This is a genomic window from Gilvimarinus sp. 1_MG-2023, assembly GCF_030548285.1.
Genome location: NZ_JAUOSC010000009.1, coordinates 96,126 through 113,982 on the forward strand (window position 1 = coordinate 96,126; position 17,857 = coordinate 113,982).

14 protein-coding genes are annotated in these 17,857 nt (G+C 53.0%); 7 read left to right on the top strand and 7 right to left on the bottom strand.

Annotated elements, in window-relative coordinates; translation table 11 throughout:
- Positions 1-190: 190 nt before the first annotated feature.
- Positions 191-883: a hypothetical protein gene (locus Q4563_RS11335; RefSeq protein WP_303604569.1), complete on the bottom strand. Its 693-nt coding sequence runs from the start codon at positions 881-883 to the stop codon at positions 191-193.
- A 1,228-nt stretch (positions 884-2,111) separates the two neighbouring features.
- Here Q4563_RS11335 and Q4563_RS11340 point away from each other — a divergent pair.
- Together Q4563_RS11340 and Q4563_RS11345 are read left to right on the top strand one after the other, a co-directional pair.
- On the top strand, positions 2,112-2,879 hold the full coding sequence (locus Q4563_RS11340; RefSeq protein ID WP_303604570.1) for a hypothetical protein: 768 nt from the start codon (positions 2,112-2,114) through the stop codon (positions 2,877-2,879).
- Between the two features lie 633 nt (positions 2,880-3,512).
- Positions 3,513-3,830, top strand: coding sequence for a transposase (locus Q4563_RS11345; protein ID WP_303604589.1), 318 nt, complete (start codon positions 3,513-3,515; stop codon positions 3,828-3,830).
- A gap of 65 nt (positions 3,831-3,895) precedes the next feature.
- Here the strand turns inward: Q4563_RS11345 and Q4563_RS11350 are convergent, their stop codons facing one another.
- From Q4563_RS11350 to Q4563_RS11375, 6 genes are all read right to left on the bottom strand, one after another.
- Positions 3,896-4,747, bottom strand: coding sequence for a hypothetical protein (locus tag Q4563_RS11350; protein ID WP_303604571.1), 852 nt, complete (start codon positions 4,745-4,747; stop codon positions 3,896-3,898).
- A gap of 62 nt (positions 4,748-4,809) precedes the next feature.
- The gene (locus Q4563_RS11355; RefSeq protein WP_303604572.1) at positions 4,810-5,376 is read right to left on the bottom strand and encodes a hypothetical protein; all 567 of its coding nucleotides are present in this window, start codon (positions 5,374-5,376) and stop codon (positions 4,810-4,812) included.
- A 4-nt stretch (positions 5,377-5,380) separates the two neighbouring features.
- Entirely contained in the window at positions 5,381-6,199 is an 819-nt protein-coding gene (locus Q4563_RS11360; RefSeq protein ID WP_303604573.1) for a TIGR04255 family protein, read from the bottom strand.
- Positions 6,200-6,823: 624 nt separating this feature from the next.
- Positions 6,824-8,413, bottom strand: coding sequence for a general secretion pathway protein GspF (locus Q4563_RS11365; protein ID WP_215976637.1), 1,590 nt, complete (start codon positions 8,411-8,413; stop codon positions 6,824-6,826).
- A gap of 505 nt (positions 8,414-8,918) precedes the next feature.
- Positions 8,919-11,495, bottom strand: coding sequence for a LamG domain-containing protein (locus Q4563_RS11370; RefSeq protein ID WP_303604574.1), 2,577 nt, complete (start codon positions 11,493-11,495; stop codon positions 8,919-8,921).
- Between the two features lies 1 nt (position 11,496).
- Positions 11,497-12,708, bottom strand: coding sequence for a hypothetical protein (locus Q4563_RS11375; RefSeq protein WP_303604575.1), 1,212 nt, complete (start codon positions 12,706-12,708; stop codon positions 11,497-11,499).
- Positions 12,709-13,060: 352 nt separating this feature from the next.
- On the opposite strand from Q4563_RS11375, the gene Q4563_RS11380 reads away from it, so the two are divergent.
- From Q4563_RS11380 to Q4563_RS11400, 5 genes are read left to right on the top strand one after another with little or no spacing between them, the layout of a single operon-like run.
- Positions 13,061-15,766 (top strand): hypothetical protein, encoded by a 2,706-nt coding sequence (locus Q4563_RS11380; protein WP_303604576.1) that lies wholly within the window; start codon positions 13,061-13,063, stop codon positions 15,764-15,766.
- Positions 15,767-15,786: 20 nt separating this feature from the next.
- Positions 15,787-16,530 carry an SH3 domain-containing protein gene (locus tag Q4563_RS11385; protein ID WP_303604577.1) on the top strand — a complete coding sequence of 248 codons (744 nt, stop codon included), beginning with the start codon at positions 15,787-15,789 and terminating at the stop codon, positions 16,528-16,530.
- Positions 16,500-17,138, top strand: a complete 639-nt coding sequence (locus Q4563_RS11390) for an outer membrane beta-barrel domain-containing protein (protein ID WP_303604578.1) — start codon at positions 16,500-16,502, stop codon at positions 17,136-17,138. Before Q4563_RS11385 ends, Q4563_RS11390 begins: the two co-directional genes overlap by 31 nt.
- Before the next feature lie 9 nt (positions 17,139-17,147).
- Positions 17,148-17,633 carry a TlpA family protein disulfide reductase gene (locus Q4563_RS11395; RefSeq protein WP_215976643.1) on the top strand — a complete coding sequence of 162 codons (486 nt, stop codon included), beginning with the start codon at positions 17,148-17,150 and terminating at the stop codon, positions 17,631-17,633.
- Positions 17,633-17,851 carry a DUF4266 domain-containing protein gene (locus tag Q4563_RS11400; protein ID WP_215976687.1) on the top strand — a complete coding sequence of 73 codons (219 nt, stop codon included), beginning with the start codon at positions 17,633-17,635 and terminating at the stop codon, positions 17,849-17,851. The genes Q4563_RS11395 and Q4563_RS11400 overlap by 1 nt, the downstream gene beginning before the upstream one ends.
- Positions 17,852-17,857: the final 6 nt, after the last annotated feature.

The following is a 17,857-nucleotide window of genomic DNA, read 5'->3' on the forward strand; positions in this document are numbered from 1 at the left end:
AAAAAGAAATATAAAATTTTCGCTTTAACGCAGAGCTCGCTTAGTGCTACAAACCCCACCGCCAAACGGCGAACCCCCAAGCGTCAAAGACGCCAAGCCGCCGCAGGCAAAAAACCTAAACCGGATTCCCAATCCCCCCATTACAAATCGCATTCATCGCCGTTAAAATAAACAGATCATTCTGGCTTAGTTACTTTGATGGAAGCTCTCCATCGTAAAGATAATCATTAAAAATATGAATTGTTTGAATAATATTTCTTGGAATAGCGATCTGAAAATCAGCTAATAATTCTGGATGATCTTCATTGTCGTCTAGAACGTAATCGAAAATCACATCGTATCTTCTGGTAAGCGTAAATTTTAATTCATCTTTTGTTCGGTAGCCGCTGTGCAGGGGAAGTATTGTTAAATGGCTTCGTTCTTGATCGGGAGCTAAAGTATCAGTAATCAAGCCAACATAAACTTTTCGGGATTCAAGTGTTACTGCTATGGGTTTTAAACTATTTAGAGCTTCGTAGCAGATTCTATCAAAATCATCATTCTTCCATGCTCGTACCATTGATTCATATTGAGGTATTAGTCTATTTGTAGCAATCGTCACGCCGCATGAAATCAATAAAGATGTCATAACGATTAATAGTGACTCAACGGATTCAGAAAGTACGAAAATGGGCTCAATAGATAATAGCTTTGTGAGGCAATACGTGATTTCAAAAACGCCTGAGGCAATTAATAAAAAAATAAACCCGACGGCTATTGCTACTAAATACAGCTTGTAGCCGTTTTCTCTCGCAAAACGATAGCGCCAGATATAGCTGAAGTATATATAGCCATAACCCGAGGTGATAGAAGCTAATAAGGCAAATCCAAGTCCGTTTGTCATTTGAATTGGCTAGGCTGTGGAGTGGCTCTTAGGAGTAGGCTTTTGATCTTGTGAGCGAGACATGTTCTTCAAGCGAGCTTTTAGATCAGGGTCTTTCATCATCCGGTTTATATCGGCATGAGCAACGCCATTACCTCTAACTTCGAAGTATTGTGTGAACGCACCTTTCTGTTTCATTTTGCCCCCTGCCTGAATCTCTATTAACCTATTGATATAAAAGAGGTTTCTGCTCTGTCACCGTAAGCTTTAATTTAAAGCTTACGGTGACAGATGGTCGTAGTCAATACACTCTCTATATCCAATGTGCTCGATTACCAACGTAATTATAGTAGATCAAATCTTGTGGTTTTACTTAATTCGACTTAGACACTTTATCTTGCTACGAAGCGCCGAATCAAACTCCCCTTAGATCCAGCCGAGCGGAGGTCTATTTTAGGGGGTAAGCAAACAGGGAAGTTTGCGCAAGTATCGTCAGGCCAGGGAAGGCCTGTCGATACGGCCCTCTAAAATTGACAGTAGTGAGGGAACCCCGAAGGGGCGGGATCTCTGGGGCGTGTTTCTTGATACCTTCTTTTCACGTCAAAAGAAGGTATTCGCCCCGCCCGGCGACAGAGGGCGATTGTCAAAAAAGAAATATAAAATTTTCGCTTTAACGCAAAGCTCGCTTAGTGCTACAAACCCCACCGCCAAACGGCGAACCCCTAAGCGTCAAAGACGCCAAGCCGCCGCAGGCAAAAAACCTAAACCGGATTCCCAATCCCCCCATCCACAATCGGATTCATCGCCGTCATGCGATCCATCAAGGTCGCCGTCCCCAATCCATCATGGCGCCATAAGTATCAACCGACCCCGCTTATTCTCAACCAGTTGCCAAACCCGCCCCGCCATGGCACAGTAAGCCACATAGCGCGTAGGGTTATGGTTGATCACCCAACCTGCCAGAAGGCAGGCACCACAACCCCAGATTTAGCCAGTTTGGAAGGTGAAATAATAAAGGGCAAAGCCCAGGTGTTACGCAGCAGTTCTTTCCCCTACCTTTCCAATTAGCTAATTCATTGCAAAAATATTAATGAGTGAATCATCGTACTTGGTCTTTGCATTGTGTGGATTAAAAGGCTTAACTTCATTTGGAGTCGGTTGAGTATGGTGGGTTCACAATTCAAGATTTGCACCCGCTGCTGAGACCATAGTGATGAAGTTCTTTGTTTTTAATACAGGAGACTAATGGATGAGTGCTGATCGATTAATAAGTGGACTGATGCCGAATAGAATTACTTTCGGATTATTTTTAACGTTTGTGTTAGCGCTAGCGGGCTGTGCTAGTGGGGTAAAAACAATACTAGGCAAACCATTATCTCAAGATGAGACCTACTTAAAAGGGATTATGCGAACGGTTAATGTGGGCGACTTCATGACGTCTTCCGCATCGTTTTTAGAGCGCGATATTATTATACTTCAAACTAAAATTACCGCTAATACAACCCATAGGGGTAAAGTTAGAGAATTAGTTGCAGCACCGGGAAAGTATACAATGGTGCGCGAGCACGAAGATGGTAAATTTTATGAGGCTAGCAAGGGGAGTCTTGTTGTAAATGCTCAAGAGAGGCCGGGTGGTATTTTTATATCCAATAATTCGATTGTCCCCAACGCGTTATATTGGACCTCTTCTTGGACTTGGCAAGCAGTGCCCGACAGTACTATGGCGATGCATATGGCTGACTTCGAAGCTAAGCCGGAGCTAACAAATACTGCCACAATTTTCTCCCCTGATTATAACAGTGGGTTTGTATCAAGCCTTACCTACGCAGGTATGGCTAGTGGGCAAATTAAGTTCTCATATCGTGAGTTTAAAGATGGATTAGCACGAGACGCATTTACCCAAGAGGTGGCGTTAGATTATGAACCAGAGAAGGTGTATGTTTATAAAAGCGCCCAGTTCATTGTCCATCATGCTGATACAACCGAAATTAGTTTTACTTTGTTGCAGTCGTTGTAGAGCTCGCAACATTGGGGGCTGGAATTAAAGTTCATAGTGAAGAGTCAAATGTAAGGCCTGACCCCGGTGGCTACGTGAGGCCTGAAGTTCCTTTTCGAGTTAATAGTAACTCCAACTCCGTTTGTATACCGAGCATCTTTTATACCAAGTCAAAGCATTGGGCGTACGAAAAGGAATTTCGTATTGTTAAAAGGCTCGTAAGTAATGACGAATTAGAATTCTATCGAAAATTATACGAAAACAATGAAAGTATGGCAGATGAGATCTCTGGGACTATTTGTGAAAGTAGTGGGCCGGGCCTTTATGCCTTTGATGAACGCAATGTTCGAGTAGTATATCTTGGTGCAAGGATTGAAGAGTCAGCTAAAATTAAACTTATAAATCACATTAGAGAGAAAAGTAATCGAATAAAAGTTTTTCAATTGAGGATTGATTGGAAATATTACTTACTCAACAGGGAAAGGTTAAAGATCTGAATTATTTATCTAGCTGTGATCAATGGAGGTATGGTGGTTGATTCCCGACTATATTTTATTCTTATGTAAGTCAAAAGCCTTCGAGATCAGGTCTTACAATTCACGCCGAAGTGTAAAATGTAAGGCCTGACCCCGGTGACTATCATAAATCGTAGACCTGACCCCTGTTCTTTTAGGCGTCACACCCAAGCAGAAACAGTCTGGAACATCGATTAATGGACGAAGCAGTCTGTCACGTACTGGACATAATGCTGCGAGGAAAGCCCTTTTTATGCCCGGCATGGTGGCCAAACGCTTCAACCCCGTCATCATTGCCGCATCAACAAGACTCGAGGTAAGAGGACTTACACCTAAAGCGATTATTGGGGTCAGTATGAGGAAGCTGGTTCACATGATCTACGGTGTCGTGAAGTCAGAAACCCATTTTAATGCGAAAATACCGCTTTCAAAGCTTGATTTTCAAGAGGGTATCTGACCCCGGTGATTCCCCGGTGATTCTAACTGTAGCAAGTTCAGCCTAACCCTGGGACGCGGTCTTTCTTAAGTTTTTGAGGGGGTCATTTCAGCGGGAAGAGGATTGCCAGTTCCAAACTCTGATAGGGCATATGGTGAGAATCTTGAAAAATGTCGAAGGTCGTCAAGAGTAATATTATTTTCCTCTTTAACTTCTATCGCCACTCCATGTACCAGATTAGTCCTATCTTCACGAAACGTAACAGAATCCCCAAATGCAGCTAGCACTTCATTGGACAAAATAGCCAGAACAGCATCAATATTTTTTTCGCTAAATTCCGGACGAGCCTCTCGTATATGCTTTACAAGAGCTCTCAACTTCCCAGATTCGATAGCAAGGATAATAGAAACTGTATATTTACCACCTGATAACTCTTCGTAAGAGTGAAGGTGTAAATACAAGCCTCCAACGAATTCATTGTATCGCTTATATAGTTTTTTGAGCTGCCTTTCACGCCGTTTCACGGCAGCATTAAAGGCGTCTGGCCAAGTATCCTGCCTGTATCGTTCCGCCAGCCACTGCTTTAAATCGGATTTAGATGTATCACCTAAGCGATATGACTCGTCAATTTTTAACTTCAGAAGCAGCTCACGACTCACTTGGCTAATGCCTAAGGCATTTGTCTCAAAATTTAGATCTTCACCGTCTTTAGTCACACGGAAATGTAATCGTCTTGCGTTGCGTCCTTTGGATAGATTTTTATTAAATTCAGCAGGAACTGCCACCAAAAGCTGCACCCAAGGCTCTTGATCAAAACATCCGTTCACAACTCCACAGTCATATAAAGCAACAAGAATAACTGCCCCTTGGGCAGAAGCCATACCTATAATTTTTTCTGGCAATTCTGGGGAAAGAATCTTAAGACTATCTTCAGACATAGAAATAACGCTATGCCTTCTCCACCCCTGCTCGATTAAGACTTCTCTCGACAAACCCTACCTCAACCAATTTTTTCGTTGGAGGACAAAGTCGAACGGTATGCTTCAAATTTAGAGAAAAGGCTGTCATACCAGCTAAGCAACTGGTTGCTTTCTGCACCATCCAAAATATCACCACCAAACTTAGGGTCACCATAAATGGGGCTGAAAGCAACTTTGAAAAGCAAGGGACGATGCTCAGGCTCCATTTCATTTTTTAACAAAGACAAGGCAACTAAACGATTTTCAATCCTAGGGCCATTTTTCTTTGCTTTTTCAGGATCGTACTTCCAATTGTAGAGGGACCTTCTAGTAACACCTAACCACTTAGACATTTCGGTGTGCGAAACCCCAAAATCATCTTTCAGTTCTTTGTATATTTTAAGGGCGCCAAGAGGTTCAGGCTTGGAATTTGACTCGACCACGTCTTCAGGTTTTTCCATCGCTATGTTGAAAAAATCGTCAGGAACCCTTTGAGGCATAGAGGACTCGCTAACCATAACAACAGGCGTGATCTCTGCCTGACAAAGCTGCGGTGAAAAAGCCGCAGATGTAGTTAGAGCAAAGGCTGCAGATTTTTTTAGAAACATAGTTTCAATCCTTTGTAGTAATATCAAAATAAACGTTGTTTACTATGTTATGCAACTCGTCAAGCGATCGCTTTACAGCATCCCAACTGTACTCAGAAACATTGTTTTGTTGCCTCGGATCATTCACTGGCGCCTCATGGCGAGCAGCGTTAATATCCACAAGCAACTTTGCCTCAGATTCATTCTGAACCGGAACTGCGCCCCTTAGTTTCCATATATCCCACTCATCTTGAGGTATTTCACTTTGATTCCTCAGAACGACACCACTGGCTAACTGAATTTGCGTTTTATAATCTTGGGAATAGTATTCGTGTCTCGTGGAAGCACCATTACACATGAAATTGTCTTTTAACGTGTCAAACTCCTGGCGCCCCCAGTAGCTCTCCTTCTTTATGTCTACAAAACGATTTTGCTCACCCTCAACAAGATTAAATAAATTAATATTGCGTAAAAATACTCGCGAAAAGTGATAAACACCGAGCACCTCTGTAATGACATCCACAATTTTTTCTATGAAAGCAACTGATTCATCATAAGAAACGTATCTTGCAGTTGAAAAAGCAACTCCGGAATTACCAATTTTAACGCCCCACAAACCATGGGCATCAACCATATGAAGCTCCCTATGGGTCTCTTCTACCTGCTGAGTAGGGATACCACGTTCATTGACATGGAATTTAAACCCCTGAATAACCGGAACTTCTTTACGAGGAAAATAACGGCGAAGCCTTTCCTGCAAATCAGACAGCTTCGCAGCAAAGGTTTCGTCAGGGACAGCCGAATACATTAAGCCAAAGAATTTGACCGATATATGGTTACTCATTACTGCTCCCAGCTCAAGACGTCTTGTTTTAGGGTGTTGCACACCTCTTTGCACATTCTATTGCACAACGACATATTATACAATATTTAATATTAAGACGAATACTACTAGTTATTTTATAACCCACTGATTCTAAAGGATTTATTTTACAGTTATCGAAGCCAAACAATGTGTCTTAATCCGAGCGCAGCTGTTCTTAAGCCGCACCAGCGAGCGCTCAAGAACCTGACTCACCAGAGGAAAATTAGTAGAGCTAGCTATCATATTTTCTTGCCGCCGCCAACGTAAACCGCGCCCAAACTATATCGATGCGCCAAAGACCCTTTTACGGAATTCCGGAGACAGTTTACTCAATTCAAACCAGATCTTAATTATACTACGAAGCACCGCACCCAACTCCCCTTAGATCCAGCCGAGCGGAGGCCTATTTTGGGGGTTAATCGCGCATGGACGCGCGATTAAGGAAAAGCGCGAGGACCGCGATTTTTTCCGACCCTCAAAATCGACCGGAGCGAGGGAAGCCGAAGGCGAAGATCTCGGGGGGACGGCTTTTTGGTGACTTTTTACCGCTAAAAAGTCACTCGCCCCCAAGGGCGAAACCCACCCGCACCGGCAGGTGCAAACCTAAACCGGATTCCCAATCCCCCCATCCACAATCGGATTCATCGCCGTCAACCGATCCATCAAAGTGGACGTCCCCAACCCATGCTGGGGAAACAGCGTGGGGAATAAATGCTGCTCGTTATGCAGCGCCATATAATTCAGCACCAAGGTTTCCACCAACAAATTCACATTGTTGGCCGCCGGGCTCGATGCGGTTTCCACGTCGCCGCTTTGGCGCATGTAGCCCAGTTGTTGGTGGATGGCCTGCTCTTCCAGCGAGCCGCCAACGATACCGGGCCGGCCGTTGGGGTTGTACACCAAAAAATAGCTGGCGGCGGTTTGCTGATTGTCGCCGGTCCATACGCCCTTGCCGCGCCCCTCTGCGGATTCGTCCAGCATGCCGTTGGAGAACACCGAGCCGTCGGAGAATACATAAATCATAACCGGCACGCCGATGCGGGCGGCGTACTCTAAACAGGCGCCGATGCAGCGCCCGGCGCGCAGGTCGCGAATTTCGCCGGTGGCGCGGTCGCCGGTGTGATAGTCGTAGCCGCCCATGGTAATGGTGCCCGCTCCGGCGTAGCCGTTCATCACCAGTTTCATGACCGAGGCGGCCTTGCGAAATTCGCCATCGGAGTCGAACTCGTCAAAGGTAAAAATACCAGCGGGGCCGACAATGTCCGGGTCGGCCACAGGGTCAATGGCGGACGGGTCGCCGAAGCGATCGGCCAGGTCCGCACTTTTGACATAGCCGCAGCGCATTAAGTCTTTTAACATCGTATCGCGCACGCTGCCGGTATTGACCGCACCCAGCTTGGCGTTGCTGATACGGGCCATGGATTCCATCACCGCCACGGTGTCGGATTGCTCGAGCAGGCCGACTAAATCGCCCACGTCCACCAGGCCAGAGACATCGCTGGGGCGGTCCACCTTGGTGGGGCGTGCCTCGGGGTTAATCAGTGCTTCCGGGGCCATTGAGTTGCCGCCCGAGTCGCTGGAGCGCGAGCCAATAAGTGACAGCAGCGAGCCACCGGCCCCGGCGCGATTAATACCGTACATGGGGTTGTGGGGATTGTTACCGGTGTCGTTTTCGGAGCGAGCGGGAATGACTGCACCGTTAATATTGGCGGCGCGGTCGGCGCCTATGCGTTCTAAAATGCCGCGCAGCATTTGGCTGTCGGAGTGAAAGGCGAGGCCTAAATCCTGATTAATAAAGTTGCCCTGGCCGCTCTGGGGCGTCATATCGCCGGGCAGGCCCTGCTTGCTGTAACCGGCCGTGGAGAGAAAATCCATTTGCCCGCCGGCACCGCCCACCAGTACGTTGGAGCCGGCAATATTGGCGCCGCCGGCCAAATCGAAACAGATAAACGGAATTTTGCCCGCGCCCTGAGTGCTGATACCGCAGGCGTCGCGCATGGCGGCCAAATCGGACGACAGCGCCGCCTCGGCCTGGCGCGGGTTGGCAAACAAGCTAAACGCGGAGCCACCCACCACTGTGGCGGCGCCGGTGTAAAAACCCTGGCAGATCATATCGCGCCGGGTAATGGGGCGGCCGTGGTCGTTGAGCTTTAGCGGCGCGTCCGGATGCAGGGGGTGTTTGGTTTTACGCATAGCGTGGCTCCTGAGCCTGCCTTTGTTTATAGATGCCCGTGTCGCCGAGCGTTGCGAGTTACTTACTATCCCTGATTATTTACGCCTTAATTGGCGTGTTACTTTTTACGCAAAAAGTAACTGCGTCGCTCCTGCGCACAGCCCAGGCTGCCTTCTCTGCCTTCGGCATTCACCTTGTCCGTGCGCTCGCGACATTAGTGAATCCCTTCACGTCAAAACTGTGCCCAACAACTGGCCCCTTCGGGGTGTCCTCCCTCCGACAAATTTTCGAGGGCCGCATAGACGCGCCGTGCCCCAGGGCACCTTCTCTGCTGCTTCACAGCATTCACCTTGTCCGTGGCCTGACGATACTTGCGCAAACGCAGCCCAGGCTGCCTTCTCTGCCTTTGGCATTCACCTTGTCCCTGTTTGCTTACCCACTAAAATAAGCCTCCGCTCGGCTCAGTTGTAAACGGGCGATAAACCCAAGCAGTTCCGCGTTCTCCACTTCGAAGTCAAAACATTTTTAATGCACCAACATAATCGCGCTGCCGAGTGCGGCGGCGCAGGTGGCTTTTACGGTGGTGGCGGTGCGGGCGTTGTCGCAGCTGCCGCCGCAGGCGGTCATGGTGTCGATTAGGCCGTTTAGCTCGGCGCGTATGGTGTCCGGGTCGGGCTGGTTGGCGAGTGTGCTGCCGGTGATTTCGCCCGCGACCAGTGCGCCCAGTAAGGGCTCTATCACTTGGTTGCGGCCGCTGCTGTCAAAGGCGCTGGCGGCTTGGGCGCTGAAGTTAAAGCCCGGGAAAAATGCGGCGCGCAGGCTGGTGTCGTCCACCAGTGCGCTGCAGTAAGACACGGCCAATTGGGTAATCCCCATTTGCTGGGCGGCGAGAAAGCCGTCCAGTTGGCTGGCCACGGGCAGTTGCTGCTCGACCTTTTGATAGGTGGCCAATACCGCTTCGGTGTTGTGGCTGACGCCGGTCATGGCCGAGAGCGACTGGTTGATGGCGGCAAAGGTTTTGATGCCAATACTGGGCTGGTCGGCGATATCGGCCGGGGGTTGCGCCGCCGGCGGTTCGGCCTCTACCCGCACGGATTCGTGCTCGCCCAGGCGGTCGAAGGTTAAGAAGAAGGTGTCCAGCTCGGCGCCCTGCTCCAGGCCGATCACCGCACCCTGGCGGGATAAATCCTGCTTGCCATCCACATACGCGGCGGCGGTTATTTCGGTATCCAGCGCGGCGAATACCTGGCCGACGATGGCCTCGCGGCCGTTAATCCCAATGCGAATGCCCTCCAGCGCCACGGTGGGGATGGCTTCGTCCCCCAGGCTGGCGAAGAAAGGGTCGCTAAACAGGTAGCTGTAGTCGTCAAACTGCTGCACTTGAAATACCACATAGGCCTGGCTGAGGCCCACCTGTTCGCTGACGTTAAACAGCAAAAAGTACTTTTGGCCCACACCCACGGCGTAGTTGGCGGCGACTGCCTCGGGGCTGAGGGCGCGGTTGTGAATGGCTAAAAAGCGCAAGCTGCCCAGCCACTGCCGGTCGGAGGAGACCTCATTGCCCACCACCAGCGCGTAGCTTGAGTCCCACTCGTTGAGGTTGCCGGGCTCGGTTGCATCCATATCGCCGGTAAACTCGCCGTTTACATAAATGCGGCGGCCGTTTACCGGGTCAAAGGTGATCACTGCGTGCTGCAGGCTAGCTTGTAAGCGCTCGTCCGCATCCGCCGTGGAGTGGGCGGGCATGCCGTTGCCATCGGTGGTGGAGCTGCGGTGGAAGAAGTCATAGTTGTACAGGGTTTGGCCCAGGGTAAAGTTGCGCACCTGTGTGCTGCCGGAGTAGCTGACGATGTGCGCCTCTTCCTGCGTGACATTGTCGGGAATCACCCAGGTCTCAATGCTGTATTCGCCCGTGGCGGTGATTAAATCGAACAGTTTGCGGCTGGTGGCGGTGGCGGCCTGGGCTTTGCCGTCGGTCAGGCGCAGCCCCCAGCTGGACATCCACTCCACGTCGCCCGATAGGGTTAAATCCGCCGCCGGCTCTACGCCGCTGGTGTCGTAGGCGATGCTGCCATCGCCCGCTTTAAATTCGTATTTGGCGATCAGGTCGCTCTCTACCCGGCCACCGGAGCTGGCGATAATGCCGTCGCCCAGTTGCAGCGCTTTGCTGATGACTAGGTTGGGGTCTACCTCAGTGACCGGTAAGGTGGCGATAAAGTCGGTGATGGCCTGCGACATGGTGTTGGCGTCGCTGGTGCAGTTGCCGCTCCAGCAGTTGTGGCTCTCCAGCGCCAGGCGCTGCACCAGGCGCGAGTCGGCCGGGCTGTCGAGGCGGATACGGCTGCGCGCGGCCTCATAGGCGACCTGAATATCGGCACTGCCTAAATAGGGTTGCTGTTGCAGTGGGGCGCTCTCGGCGTGGCAAGCGCTGCAATATTGGCTCAGCAGTGGGTAGACGGTGGTGCTAAACGCGCCGGGGTCACTGGTAAAGTTTTTACTGTCGGCCACCTCGCGCTCCTCGGGCGGGAGCAGAACAATTTCGTTGGTCAGGGTGCCGACGCTGCTGGCCCAGCTGGTGATATAGCCTTCGATAATATCGGCGCAGGCGGTGGCGCTGTCCAGCCAGCAGTTGTGGCCGCCGCCGACTTTGCTCACCAGAGTCGAGAGTTGCGGTGTGCCCAGGTCGATCAGGGGCTCGGCAATGCGGTAGGCTTCGTTGATATCGTCGTTGCGCACAAAGCTCGGTTGCTGGCCGCCGGCGCCGTGGCACTCACCGCAGCGCTCGGGCGCGGCCAGATTGTCCCACACGTTGAGTTTAAACAGTTGTATATCGTCGGTTTGTGGTGGCGGGCCGTCGTACTCAATGCCTGTGTTGCCGCCGCTGCCGGTGTCCGGGTTGACGTTGGGGGTGGTGGGTGCGCCACTGTCTGAGCCACAGCCGGCTAGCAAGGTTGCGCCTACCAACAGTGCGGTAACTTTCAGTGGTGTGCAGCGCTTTTCGCGCTTTATGGCATTGTGGGGCGAGCGGTAACCGGCGCCGCTACCCGCCCAGTGAGAGAGGTAATTCGCTATTGTGTTCAGGTGTGATTTGATCGCCGCCATATTATTCACCCTTGCAGTAATCGGCGGTGTCGATAAACACCTGCTTTAAGTTGTACCCACTGGCCGCGAAATTGGCGGTGGCATTGGTTACCAGGGCGCGGTCGGCACTGTTGCCGGGCTGGCGCAGGCACACCTGATTGAATACCTTTTCCACCTGGCAGCTGGCAAAAGCACCGGAGTGGGCCAGCTCTTGCCCCAGACTTTTTGCGCCTGTCCCCTCGCCTGCCAGCGTTGGGTCCCAGGCCAAAATAGCGTTGGGGCCGCGGCGCCAATAATTGTCCCACTCATCGTTGGGTGTGACGTAGCCCGGGGCGAATGTGCCGGCGTTGATATGGTATTTGGCCTCTACCCGGGTGCCGGTGGCGGGGTCGGTTTCGCCCTCAAGGTTGTAGTGGATCGCGCCAAACTCGGCGTCCGGGTCTGTGTTCGGGTCGTATTCGTAGTCGTAATAGGCAAAAGCTTGCGCCATGGGGTCCATGCCGGTGTGGCAACCTATGCAGTTGTTGAGGAACACCCGGCTGTCGCCGCCGGGGCTGCGGCTGACATCCTGGCGGATGCGATCGGGTATGCCTGTGGTGTCGTGCACTTGTTCCAGGTCGCGGCACAGGTGGTTGAGCAGCGTAAAGCGGAACATCGCGCGGTTGGTGCCGGCAACAAAAAAGGCCTTGGCGGCGGCGCGGCTGGTTATGACCCCGGCGGTGGCCTCGCTGGGCAGCGCGGTTAAGCTGGATTGGGTTTTCGCGCTCAGAGCGTCTACCAAGGCGACATCGGCGGTTTCCAGCGCTTGGTAGTGTTGGTTATTGGCGCTGCTGTAGGGGGGCAGGCCGAGGTTGTCCGCGCCGGTGTACAGGACATCGTCATACAACAGGGTGCGGAAGTCGCGCTCGTCGCGCACCAGCCCCATAACGGTGGCGGTGTAGTCGTTAAGAGGCGCAAACGGGGTAAGGTCGCGGTTAGTCCAGGGCGTGGCCATGGCTTTTAAGGTAGCGCGGTAGAAGCCGTCGTTGTCCATCGCCAGGCGCACCGCGGCGGCCACATCGTTATTGTCGATATGGTTGGTCATCTCCAGCAGTACGGCTTCGGACGGCGGCACCCCGGCTACCCGGGAGTGTATTTGCAGGGCTTGTTCGCGCGCACCGGCCACTGCCTGCAGGCTGCACAGTGCCAGGCTCAGACACAGCGCCCGCTGTAAAAATCGTTGGGTGAGGGACATTCCCCGGCTCCACGGTGTATAGAATAGGTATTAGGGCACCTCTGAATAATAGAGTAATGCCTCTGCGAGACCTCAAGCGCAACCCGCACTCGTCGTTGCTACTTTTCGGAAGGTCTAGACATTCCCTCAAAGTAGCGCCTAGATTGCGAGTTGCGTTGTAAGCCAGAGGTACCACACTATTGTTCAGAGGTGCCCCTATTATAGGCGGATGCAGCGGGGAAACCTGAGTGTTCAAACCTGCTGCGGGTGTCTACCCATTCACAAATCCGCCAAATAGCCGCAGTTGTTGGCTCCGGTGGCGCTAGAATAGCGAACGTTTGATAACTTTACGCCGCCAGGAGAAGGCTCACCCATGACGAGGCTCCCACTATATCGCCCCCGCGCTCGTCGCCTGCCGGATCGAGCCGCGCCTATTTTTGCCTCGGCATTGGCGGTGCTGACCTTAACCGCTTGTGGCGGCGGAGGCGGGGGTGGCGTATCTGGCGGCGGGCAGGCACCCGACCCGGTCGTGGTGGACTTGCCCATCGCCTACATCGAGCGCCCGCTACCGCGCGATGACGCCGGTGAGTTGCTGCCGCCCGACCCCTTTCGACGCGATGAGTTTAACCCCGGGGCGCAGCTGTTTATTAAAGAGCGGGCCACCGACGATGCGCTCACCACCAATATCAGTGCGCGCGCGTTTGCCGAGGGTGAGGTGGATGTCAAAGATCTGAGCGCCCACCCCGACGGCGATCGCCTGCTGTTTGCCATGCGCGCGCCGGAGATTGAAGACCTCGATGAGGACGAACAGCCCAAGTGGAATATCTGGGAGTACAACCTGGAGCTGGATACACTGCGCCGGGTGATAGACTCCGATATCGTCGCCGAGCAAGCCGACGATATAAACCCGCGCTACCTGCCCGATGGGCGTATCGTTTTTGCCTCTACCCGCCAGGTGCGCAGCCGCGCTATTTTACTGGATGACGACAAAGCCCAATACGCCGCCGAGAGCGAGAGCGGCGATGGCCCGGCTTTTGTGTTGCACTCTATGAATGACGACGGTTCGGACATTCGCCAGCTGTCATACAACCAAAGTCACGAGTGGGACCCACTGCTGCTGAACAGTGGCCGCCTGCTGTTTACCCGCGCCGACAACTACAACAATAACCGCGTCAGCTACTACACCGCCCGCCCCGACGGCACCGATCTGCGCCTGCACTACGGTTATAACACCCGCCTGGAGGATGAAACGCCCTGGCTATTTAACCCAGAACTCATGCCTGATGGCCGGTTGGTGGGTATTTACAAACCGCGCGAGAATTTGCTCGGTGGTGATATGCTCGCCATTAACCACAGCGACTATGTCGAAGACAACCGCTCGGTGGACTCACTCAATGAAGAGGATACCGAGGCCGATACCGCCGCGCTGGATACCTTAACGGTCTTGCCGGTAATGATTGACGGCAGTGTTTCGCGCCACGGTGAGTTTTCCGCGCTGGCGCCTCTGAACGATGGCACCAATCGCCTGTTGGTGAGCTGGAGCCAGTGCCGGTTAACCGAGCCCGCCGACCCGCAAGAGGCCGGTAGCACCGAGCGCTACCTGCCTTGTACGGAGGAGAATTTAGCCGTGGAGCCGGCCCTTGAGCCCGCGCCGCCGGTTTATGGACTTTGGTTGTACAACCTGGACGACAACCTGCAACAGCCGGTCATTGTGCCCCGCGAAGATGTCTACTACACCGATTTGATCACCCTGGAGCCGCGCGCCCCGGCGCCATATCTGGCGTCCGAAGTGGATGCCGATTTGGCCGAAGAGGGCCTGGGGGTGCTGCATATACGCAGTGTGTATGACATCGATGGTGAAGACAGCAGTGCTCAGGGCTTGAGTGCGCTGCGCGACCCGGCGCAAACCACTGCCGCCGAGCGCCCGGCGCGTTTTTTGCGCCTGGTCAAAGCGGTGTCGCTGCCGCCGGATGACATTCTCAACTTTCCCGGCAGCGCTTTTGGTTTTAGCGGGGCGCAGCGGTTTAAAGAAATTTTAGGCTACGTCCCCATTGAGCCGGACGGTTCGGTCAAAACGCTGGTGCCGGCCGATGTTGCCTTTACCGTGTCGGTGGTGGATGCCAGCGGCCAGCGTATCTCCGATCGGCACGAGCACTGGTTGCAGGTGCGCCCGGGCGAAACCTTCCAGTGTAAAGGGTGCCATGAAGATGGCTCGCCCGTGCCACACGGCCGCGCCAATGCCGGGCCCGCGTCCATCAATACCGGGGCCGAAACCACCGGCCAGCCCTTCCCCAATACCGAGCCCGCCCTGTTTGCCGATATGGGTGAAACCATGGCCGAAGTCTACGCGCGTATTGCCGGTGTTCGCACGCCCAGTGTGGATATCGAGTTTACCGATGACTGGACCGACCCCTCCGTGCGCGCCAAAGACCCTGATATCAGCTATCGCTATGCGGATATCTACGCTGCGCCGGACCCCGCCAAGCTGCCCGCCACCGAGCTGTGCCAGCAACGCTGGAGTGCCGCCTGCCGCACAGTGATTCACTATCCGCAACATATTCAGCCCCTGTGGGATGAGCCGCGACTGGAACTGGCCGAGGATGGCAGCCTGTTGGCCGATAACACCTGCACCAGTTGTCACAATACCGTCGATACCGATGGCCTTGTACAGATTCCGGCGGGCCAGTTAGACTTAACCGCCAGCGAGAACAACACCCCGCATATCACCTCGTATCGCAAATTGTTGGCAACGCACTTTGAGCAAGAGGTGGTCGAAGGGGTATTGCAGGACGTGCTGATCGAAAGCGGAGAGTTTGAGCGCGACGAAGAAGACGAGCTGATTCTCGACGCCGAGGGCAACCCAATTCCTATTTTGGTGCGTGTGCCTGTGAGCCGCTTAATGTCATCGGCCGGGGCGCGCTTTAGCGGCGGCTTTTTTAACCGCATGAACCGCTTTGATCAAGAAGACGCGACCTTTGACCATCGCGGCCTGCTCAATGCACACGAACAAAAACTGATTGCCGAGTGGTTGGATATCGGTGCTCAATACTATAACGACCCATTTGACGTGCCCGATTAATGCAAACAACTGGCAACACAATGACAGCCCTGGTGCTGGCCCTCGGCGCCTGTTTAGCGATGCCGGTGCAGGCGGGTTGGTTTGATCAGGCCGCGCCTTTAGTGGTGACCGTCGACAGAGTTTATATCGACGTTTACTCCGGCCCTGGGCGCGGTTATCCAATTTTTCATGCGCTGGAAAAAGGCGAGCAAATCACACTGCTTAAAAGCCGCACCCAGTGGATTAAAGTGCAAACTGAAAACGGCACCGAGGGCTGGGTAAAACGCGAAGCGATGCTGGCGACCTTAGACGCTACCGGCCAGACTCCCGATTTTTCCGACGCTTCGCGCGCCGACTCTGTGGCAGGTAGCTTTGAAGTGGGGGCGGGCTTTGGCGATTTTGGCGGCGCCGATTCCACAACCTTAACGCTCGGCTACCGCTTTACTCAGCACTTAACCATTGAGGCGCGCTATGCCCAGCAAGCGGGTAAGTTCTCCGACAGCGAAATTATCGCCGGCGGGCTGACCCATCAACCGTTTCCGGACTGGCGGGTATCGCCTTATATTGGTCTGGGTGCCGGGCGTATAAAAATTCACCCCAGCGCCACCTTGGTGGACACCGTCGATAGGGAAGACTCCGTGCTGCAAGCGAGCCTGGGTACTTATGTGTATTTGTCGCGCCGCTTTTTTATGCGCCTGGATTACACCAACCACTACCTGCTCACCACCCGTGAGAACAACGATGAGGTAAACGAATGGCGAGTTGGATTCAACGTTTTCTTTTAGCCGGTTGCTGCCTGGCACCACTGGCAGCGAGCGGGCAAAGCGACGACCCGCTGGAGCCGATTGTGGGGGCGGATATCGAACGCCGCGCCATCAGTGAGGATATGCTCGATACCGAGAATTTTGAAATCGGCGTATACGGTGGCGTGTTGGGCATTGAAGATTTTGGCAGCAGCGCCGTGACCGGTGCCAATATCGCTTATCACATTACCGAAGATTTTTTTGTCGAGGCGATTTACGGTATTAGCGACGCCAATAAAACCAGCTACGAATTATTGAGCGGTACGGTGGAGTTATTGAGTGACGAGGAGCGCGAACTCACCTATTACGCTCTATCGCTGGGTTATAAACTGTTTCCGGGCCAAATATACCTGGGTGCGAATACGGCGTTTAATACCCACTTTTATATTACCGCCGGGGGTGGCAATACCGAGTTTGCCGGCAACCGTTACGCCAGCTACACCCTGGGGGCGGGTTACAAACTCTATTTAACCGATTGGTTCGCGCTGGATGTGGGTATGCGCGATCATATGTTTAGCCACGAGTTATTTGGCGAGTCGCGCAACACGAATAATTTTGAAGGCCGCTTGGGCCTGTCCGTGTATTTTTAGGAGTACGGAATGATTAAAACATTACGATCTTTAGCGTTTATTTGCAGTGTGTTTTGCACCGCACAGGTGGCGGCGAATGATGTCGCCCCCGACTTTACTTTAAAAAGTAACGGTGGTGAAAACCTGCGCTTAGAAGAGCAGCGAGGCAATGTGGTTATGCTCAACTTTTGGGCCACCTGGTGCGCACCCTGTCGCAAAGAGATGCCCGTGCTGGAGCAAATACATCAGCGCTACAGCGCCGCGGGGTTTGTACTCTGGGGGGTAAATGTGGAGCAAGACAGCGCCGCGGCCGCCGCCATGGCTAAAGATTTGGGGGTGAGCTTCCCCATTGTGTTTGACCCGGAAAGTAAAGCCAGTCAGGCCTACGGGATTGATGCGATGCCAACCACTATTTTGATCGACCGCGATGGCAATATTCGCTACAAACACCGCGGCCTGCCCAAAGGGTACGAAGAAAAATATCGAACCCAAGTGCGCGAGCTGTTGGCTGAATGATGCGTTGGGGTCGCGTTGGGTTGTTGGTGGCGCTAACGGTTTTCGTTGGCGCCTGCACGCCTTGGGTTAAACCCTATGAGCGCGCACACCTGGCCGATGAGATTATGAGCTTCGATCGCGACCCCATTGCCAATGGCTATTTGCACCATGTGTACGAGGCCCGCGAAGCGGCGCGCGGCGCCGATGGTGCCAGTGGAGGTGGCTGTGGCTGTAATTAATAGGTG